The sequence below is a fragment of the Nostoc sp. genome (assembly GCF_041747015.1).
Lineage (GTDB): Bacteria > Cyanobacteriota > Cyanobacteriia > Cyanobacteriales > Nostocaceae > Nostoc.
Map to the genome: position 1 here is coordinate 1 of NZ_JBGTFY010000315.1, position 7152 is coordinate 7152.

At 41.9% G+C, this 7152-nt stretch carries 7 protein-coding genes; 4 read left to right on the top strand and 3 right to left on the bottom strand.

The window, feature by feature from the left end; all coding sequences use genetic code 11:
* Positions 1-876: 876 nt before the first annotated feature.
* From ACEW80_RS25055 to ACEW80_RS25070, 4 genes are all read left to right on the top strand, one after another.
* Positions 877-1101 (top strand): hypothetical protein, encoded by a 225-nt coding sequence (locus tag ACEW80_RS25055; protein ID WP_373529196.1) that lies wholly within the window; start codon positions 877-879, stop codon positions 1099-1101.
* 245 nt (positions 1102-1346) lie between these two features.
* Positions 1347-1634 carry a hypothetical protein gene (locus ACEW80_RS25060; protein ID WP_373529190.1) on the top strand — a complete coding sequence of 96 codons (288 nt, stop codon included), beginning with the start codon at positions 1347-1349 and terminating at the stop codon, positions 1632-1634.
* Positions 1631-2038, top strand: a complete 408-nt coding sequence (locus ACEW80_RS25065) for a type II toxin-antitoxin system VapC family toxin (RefSeq protein ID WP_373529191.1) — start codon at positions 1631-1633, stop codon at positions 2036-2038. The genes ACEW80_RS25060 and ACEW80_RS25065 overlap by 4 nt, the downstream gene beginning before the upstream one ends.
* A 125-nt stretch (positions 2039-2163) precedes the next feature.
* A complete protein-coding gene (locus ACEW80_RS25070; protein ID WP_373529192.1) occupies positions 2164-3111 on the top strand; it encodes an aldo/keto reductase in 948 nt (315 codons plus the stop codon).
* A 10-nt stretch (positions 3112-3121) separates the two neighbouring features.
* Here the strand turns inward: ACEW80_RS25070 and ACEW80_RS25075 are convergent, their stop codons facing one another.
* The 3 genes from ACEW80_RS25075 to rimO all read right to left on the bottom strand — a co-directional run bounded on the left by ACEW80_RS25075 (position 3122) and on the right by rimO (position 6871).
* A complete protein-coding gene (locus tag ACEW80_RS25075; RefSeq protein ID WP_373529193.1) occupies positions 3122-3700 on the bottom strand; it encodes a Uma2 family endonuclease in 579 nt (192 codons plus the stop codon).
* Between the two features lie 255 nt (positions 3701-3955).
* Positions 3956-5494 (bottom strand): DEAD/DEAH box helicase, encoded by a 1539-nt coding sequence (locus ACEW80_RS25080; RefSeq protein ID WP_373529194.1) that lies wholly within the window; start codon positions 5492-5494, stop codon positions 3956-3958.
* A 57-nt stretch (positions 5495-5551) separates the two neighbouring features.
* Positions 5552-6871: a 30S ribosomal protein S12 methylthiotransferase RimO gene (rimO, locus tag ACEW80_RS25085; RefSeq protein ID WP_373529195.1), complete on the bottom strand. Its 1320-nt coding sequence runs from the start codon at positions 6869-6871 to the stop codon at positions 5552-5554.
* Between the last annotated feature and the right edge of the window lie 281 nt (positions 6872-7152).

Consider the following 7152-nt stretch of genomic DNA (forward strand, 5'->3'; position numbering starts at 1 on the left):
TAGTTTTTAAAGAAATCCTCTTCTCATGCCATGAGTATTATTACTCATCCACAAATAGTAAAAACTGCAAAAGTATAGTTGTCAGATTTATGCAAAATAACTGCTGAAGTTAATCTGATCGCTGTCAGCATTTCAATTACTTTTTGGTAATCTTGTGTTTTTCCTTGTTGCTGAAATAGATCAGCCGCTTTTTGCAAATCCGCGATCGCAACTGCATATGGGCAAGACCTTGCGGGTTTAGCTGATAGGAAAATCGGAGTGCAAGCAATTATAGATAAAGCAGAAATTGTTGCTACAGACTGAAGAAAGTGCCGTATAATATCCTGTTGATAACATCCTGAATTTTAAATACAGCAATTTTCAGAGCCATTTCGCAAAAAATGCCAAAAGGCTGAATTTATCATCTTAGACACGCAGTGGCGAAAGAGTGCTTTTGTTCAATGTTGGAAACCCTAAAATTCACTGGCTTGCCTTTGTGTGAGACAAAAAATGTGGTTTATTTACCTGAAAATTCCTGTAAGTTTTCTATTTACTTATCAACAGGGTGAAGGGGTTTTTATGAAAAACCTTCTTAGTCTTCTTTGTGAAAATACACTATAAAAGTCAATCCGCTTGGGTTAAAGCCAAAAACTGATCAGGTTGATTATCAATAGTGTCAAATTATTGATAGAAATATAACGAACAATCAATAATTTTAAAAATAATTTTCAGTTATTGTATTGCACTGTAACTTATTGTAGGCAATCAAGCCAGATAAAAATATCAATATGAAAATGTGGTTTTAACTACGCTATTACATTGAATTACTAAGATAAACTTGCTGTATGTATGTCCTCAAACTACCTACCTTCATCTAGTAAAAAACAGGCAGAAGCAATGAATAAAGAAGTAGTCAAAGTAATATTATGGGAAGAAAATCAAAAAGATTTTCTCAAAAAGTTCTATGATCTCCAATTTACTCCCAGGGTAGGAGAGGAAGTCTACCTAAAAAAGGAGAAATGGAAAGTAACCAGAGTTGAGCATGATTTAGAAATTAGTGAGATTAATGTCTACATGGAATTAATCAAAAAAGCCAAGCAGGAGAAATCATCTAATTCATAAATAAAATTAAATACACTCAACTATCATAAAAGGGAGGTTATTAGCCTCCCTCAATCCTTAAGCTGCTATGCAGCTTATTATTAAATAGGAGCGCAAAATTAAAAATAAAGGTAATGATGTTTGTTAAATTTAGCTGTGTAACAGCTTACTGTAGTTACTGAAACCGAATTTTAAGAGGTAGGCGATCGCACTCCAGCAAGTACAATGAGGGTACAACTAATGTTGTACTTCAATAGGCTGATAAAATGAAACGCACACTCTATATTCCTGATGAGTTGTGGACACAACTTAACCAATACTTAAAAGATCACCCAGAGCAAAACCCATCTAGTGTTGTACAGGCAGCATTGTCCGAAAAGTTACACCCCAAAAATGGTTCAAGGTTACTATCGCTGGCAGGAATCGTAGAAAATGCTCCTATAGATGCTTCAGTTAATGAAGACTATTTGATGGCTGCTGAAGCTAAAGAGCAATCTCAAGCTTTAGAATCTACAGATGCTTCAGTTAATGAAGATTATTTGATACAAGGATGAAGCGTCTCGTTTTGGATGCAGGCCTCCTGATTGCCTTGGTTTCTGTCCAAGATGACTACCATCAGGAATGCAAAGCGGGTTTTAGTAAGTTACCAGCGTTGTTTGGTGAGGTTCTAACCCCTCTACCAGTGCTGTTTGAAGTTTATAAGTTTGTGCTGCGAGAACAATCGAGCCGTGCTGCAATGACTGCGCTAAGCGTCATTAGTGAGAACACAGTGACTGTATCAGTGAGCATGGAAATGTTTGAGAAGATTTACAGCATGGTTCGCCAGATACCAGACTGGCAAGGAAGTTTAGAGGATGCCTCTGTTGTAGTAGTAGCTCAACTTTATGAGGCTAGTGTTTGGACGTTGGATTATAGAGATTTGAGTTGGTTCAAGAGTCTGCAATTGTGGACACCATGATCATTACATAGGTAAGTTGAAACATTGTCAATTTGAGCTATGGTGTCCAATGCTCCATACCCAATTTTGTCTGTGACGATACACTATAAAAGTAAAGAAATATAAATAAATGAAATTTTGCAACCGTGGAAAATATCACATTAGGGCAAAATGGCCCAGCAGTTACACCCTTGTGCATGGGCACTTGGGCTTGGGGTGATAAACTCTTTTGGAATTATGGCAACGGCTATGGACCAGAACAGTTACAAGAAGCCTTTACAGCAGCTTTAGAAGCTGGTATTACCTTCTTTGATACTGCCGAAATCTACGGAATGGGACTATCAGAGAAATTTTTGGGACAATTTCTGCAACAGACACAACAACCTGTACAAATCGCCACAAAATTTGGCCCTCTACCGTGGCGATTTACAGCCAAATCTGTCTCTGATGCTTTAACAGACAGCCTCAAACGCCTGCAATTAGAACGAATCGCCCTGTACCAAGTGCATTGGCCTTTTGCCTTCTTTTTAAGTCAAAAAACCTTGATGAATGCCTTAGCGGATGAAGTGAAGCGGGGTAGAATTGCCGCAGTCGGTGTGAGTAATTACTCAGCAGAGCAAATGCGAGACGCACATCAAATATTGGCAGCCCGTGGAGTGCCTTTGGCTGTGAACCAAGTCCGCTATTCTTTACTCAGTCGCCAAGTTGAAAGCCAGAATATTATCACAACTGCCCGTGATTTGGGTGTGATTATCTTGGCTTATAGTCCTTTAGCACAAGGATTACTCACTGGCAAGTACACTATTGATAGTGCTGAAACCCCAGGTGGTGCGAGGAAAATAGACCCCCGATTTAAGAAAGAAGGTCTGCTAAAAATTGCCCCAGTCATATCTTTACTACGCAACTTCGGGGAAAAATACGATCGCACCCCTGCCCAAGTTGCTCTCAACTGGTTAATTGCTCAGGGTAACGTTATTCCTATTGCTGGGGTGAAGACAGCCGAACAAGTACGGCAGAATGCTGGTGCTTTGGGCTGGAGATTGAGCGATGATGAAATTGGAGAATTAGAACAAGTTAGTCGTCCTTGGCTGTAGTATTTCTAAACTACTCAAACACAGGTGGCCAAATTTCTGACACTACTAGCTCCCAACCTGGTAATAAGTCTGGCAGTGTCAGTTTGTCGTTGTCTTGCAAAACTATTGGTTCTTGGTTGAGTCGATAAACTGTCAGCGTCAATTTGTCAGGATCAATCAAGATACCAACTGTAGATCCAAGTTGTAGGAATAGCTGAATTTTTTCTACCAGTGGTTTGATGCCATCGCTTTTAGATTTGATCTCTACCATCAAGTCAGGCACCAGTTCCACAAAATCGCGCTTGCTTTTTTTTAGTTTATCAGCACGAACAAAAGACACATCGGGAGCGCGGAGATTTCGTTTTTCGTGATCAGCTTCTTTGCCGTTTTCAGTTTCTAATGTAGGCAAAATAAAACCAGCACTAGAACCAGTTACCCGTCCTAGCCTTTGGGGGCGTACCCAGTTGCCGAGTAATCTAACTAACTCAGCACCTATTTCCTCTGACTTATAATCTGATGGCCCCATAAGAAGTATATTTCCGTCTACTAGCTCCATCTGCCATTCTGGATGCTCTGCTTGTAGTTGCTCTAAGTCTGGAATAGTGAACATAAGACCACGAAGAATGCATCTTTATCCATGTTCTAACAAACTGATAAAAAAAGTTAGCTAAAAAGCCAAAAAGTCAAGAGCCAAAGTCAAAATATTAACTCTTGACTCCTAACTCTCAACTCTACCAATTTTAGATTTGGAATTTTGGATTGAAGGAAAAATCGTTCGACTGAGCCTTCGCGTAGCGTCTCGTAGAGAAGCTGAAGTGTTACGCCGAAGTCTAAAATCTAAAATCCAAAATTGATTAACTGTTGACTAAGATGCTGATTCTCTAGCTGTAGGTGAACCTATCTTTTTACTTGTAGTAGGCGACACAGAAGACTCCTGACCACTTGTTCGCAGTTTGGGCTTAGGAGAAGGATTTCTTTCTCCTTCACCAGTGCTGCTATCTGATTTCCACGCAGCCCGAGGGCGATCGCTGGAAGATTCACGACGCTTGCCCACTCTGGGTTTGGGAGCGGAAGATTCTTCTTGGGGAATTTCCACGTCTGAGTTCAACCAAGCGGGACGAGTTTCATCGTAAGCGATTTGCAGGGCGGCTGCGGCGATCGCCTGAGCGTCGTATTGTTCAATCAGTTCGCTGACAATCGGCAAGAAGGAGGCCAAACGCTCTCCTGTCAAAGCTTCTCGCACCAATTCTTGCAATTTCAGAATGTGTTTTGCTTCAATCTGGGCGCGGGTGGGAATCGTCAGCACTTGCCAATTTTGGCGGTTATGACGTTCAAATGTTTGTTGCTTGCGCCGCTCAAATGGCTGTACTAAAGAAATTGCTGTTCCTTCTTTACCAGCACGACCAGTACGACCAATGCGATGGACGTAGGTTTCTGCACTATCGGGTAAGTCGTAGTTGATCACATGGGAGAGTTGATCGACATCTAACCCGCGTGCAGCAATATCAGTTGCTACTACCCAACGGACTTGACGGTTACGGAATCTGAGTAATAAGCGTTCCCGCGCTTGTTGGGATAAATCACCGTGGTATTCATCGACACTATGACCAGCACCTTGTAACTGACTGGTGAGTTCTGCGGCTGTGCGTCTGGTACGGACAAAGATTAAAGCTGTTTCTGGATCTTCCATTTCCAGAATTGGCTGTAAAGCTTTGGCTTTTGTCCAGTGGCGGGGGATCAGATAAGCTACCTGATTAATCTTGTTGGGAGAGGCTTTTGGCTGCTCGACGGTGACAGTTGCAGGCGATCGCAAAAACTTGTTCACCAAGGAGCGAATCGATGGCGGCATTGTTGCTGAGAATAAAGCTGTTTGGCGATCTACGGGCGCTTGGGAAAGAATTTTCACCACGTCGTCGATAAAGCCCATACTCAACATTTCATCGGCTTCATCTAATACAAACCACTTCACTTGATCGAGCTTTAAACAGCCGCGATCTAGTAAGTCGATCACCCGTCCAGGAGTACCCACGACCATGTGGACGCCACGTTTTAGTTGTAACATTTGGCGGTCAATTGATTGACCACCGTAGATTGCTAATACCCGCAATCCTTCATCACCGATGAATTGGGCGATCGCATCGTGAACTTGCATTGCTAATTCACGAGTTGGTGTTAAAACTATGGCTTGCACGGCTTTTTGGTTAATATCCAGCCGCTCTAAAATTGGCAGTGAAAATGCTGCTGTTTTGCCTGTTCCAGTTTGAGATTGACCAACCACATCACGACCAGCTAGCAATTGGGGAATTGCTTGCACTTGAATATTAGTCGGTTCGGTAAAACCGATTTTTTCTAGTTTTTCGACACGTTGTTGGGAAATGCCTAATTCTTGAAATGAAAGAGTCATTAATTCTCCTAAATTTTATGTAGGGATTTTTAGATTAGTCATTAGTCAAAGGACGACTTAGTTATTGACTACTTGACCATAGAGGTCGTATGTATCAGCGTGGTGGATCGCTATTGGCACGATGGTTCCTAATTTTGCCTGGCCTTTGATATATACCAGACCATCAACCTCTGGGGAAAATCTACCTGAACGACCGATTAATTCACCACTTTCAGGATTTTCTTGCTCAATCAGGACATCAACAATTTTGCCGACTTCCTGTTGATTTTTCTTTTGAGAAATCGGTTGCTGGAGTTCCATCAGTTGGTATCGGCGATCGTCCATTACCAATTGAGGCAACTGATTTGGTAGCTTGAAAGCTGGGGTGCCTTCTTCGGACGAAAAGGTGAAAACACCAACATGATCAAATTCATGCCGCTGGACGAACTCCAGTAGATGCTCAAAATGCTCGTTTGTTTCGCCAGGGAAACCAACAATAAATGTTGTCCGCAGTACGGCTGTTGGTAGCGCCGTTTTGATGCGATCTATAATCCCATCATTTACCCGTCCTTGCCAGGGACGATTCATAGTGCGGAGAATCTCTGGATGAGAATGCTGCAAGGGCAAATCCAGGTAAGGCAATACGTTAGGTGTTTCTTGGATCGCCGCCATCACATCTGGGGTCAGTCCCGTGGGATAAGCGTAGTGCATTCTGATCCACGGTATATCTACTTTCCCCAAAGCGCGAAGTAATTCGGCTAATTTTGGCTGACCGTAAATATCTAGACCGTAATTAGTAGTGATTTGGGAAATTAGAATAATTTCCTTTACCCCTTGACTAACTAACTGCTCCGCTTCGGCGACGATTGATTCAATAGTACGCGATCGCTGGTTTCCTCGAAGATGAGGAATTATACAAAATGCACAACGATAATCACATCCTTCCGCAACCCGCAGGTAAGCTACGCCCTCGGTTGTCGTGCGATAGCGCGGTGTAGTTTCGTCGGCGATGTAGGTTGGTTCAATACTAACCTCTTTGACCCGTTCGCCTTGTTCTACACGCTCAATTACATTGACAATTTTGTGATAATCGCCTGTACCCACAACGGCTACGGCTTCCGGCAACTCCTCCAAAAGTTGTTCTTGGAAGTGTTGCGCCATACAGCCAGTGATTACGATTTTTTTGTTTGCCTCTGCCAGTTCTACTAAAGTTCTGACAGATTCAAGTCTTGCTGCTTCAATAAAACTACAGGTATTAACTATAACGTAATCCGCTAACTCTTCATTTGTATCTACACCGTAGCCTGCTTCTACGAGCATTCCCAGCATATGCTCTGTATCAATTCGATTTTTCTCGCAGCCCAGGTGAGAAATTGCAATTGTTGGCTTATCACCCATATTTTGAAAAAATCTTCATTTTTTTCTTGTAGTCAAACATTCTGGCACTAATTTTGCTTTTTGCTATCAGCATCCTCGTGAAAACATCACAGTGGTATACTCCCACTGTTAGCAACAATGGGTGGATCTATGACCCTATCAATAATAAAAATAGAGGTCATGTTATGATATTTTTATCAATCTCTTCCACATGGTAAATTGAAGTGTCTTTGCGTACATTGGACACTTGTAATCTTTTTTAACAATTCGCCTATTGGTATTTTATATTACCGCAGCGTGTG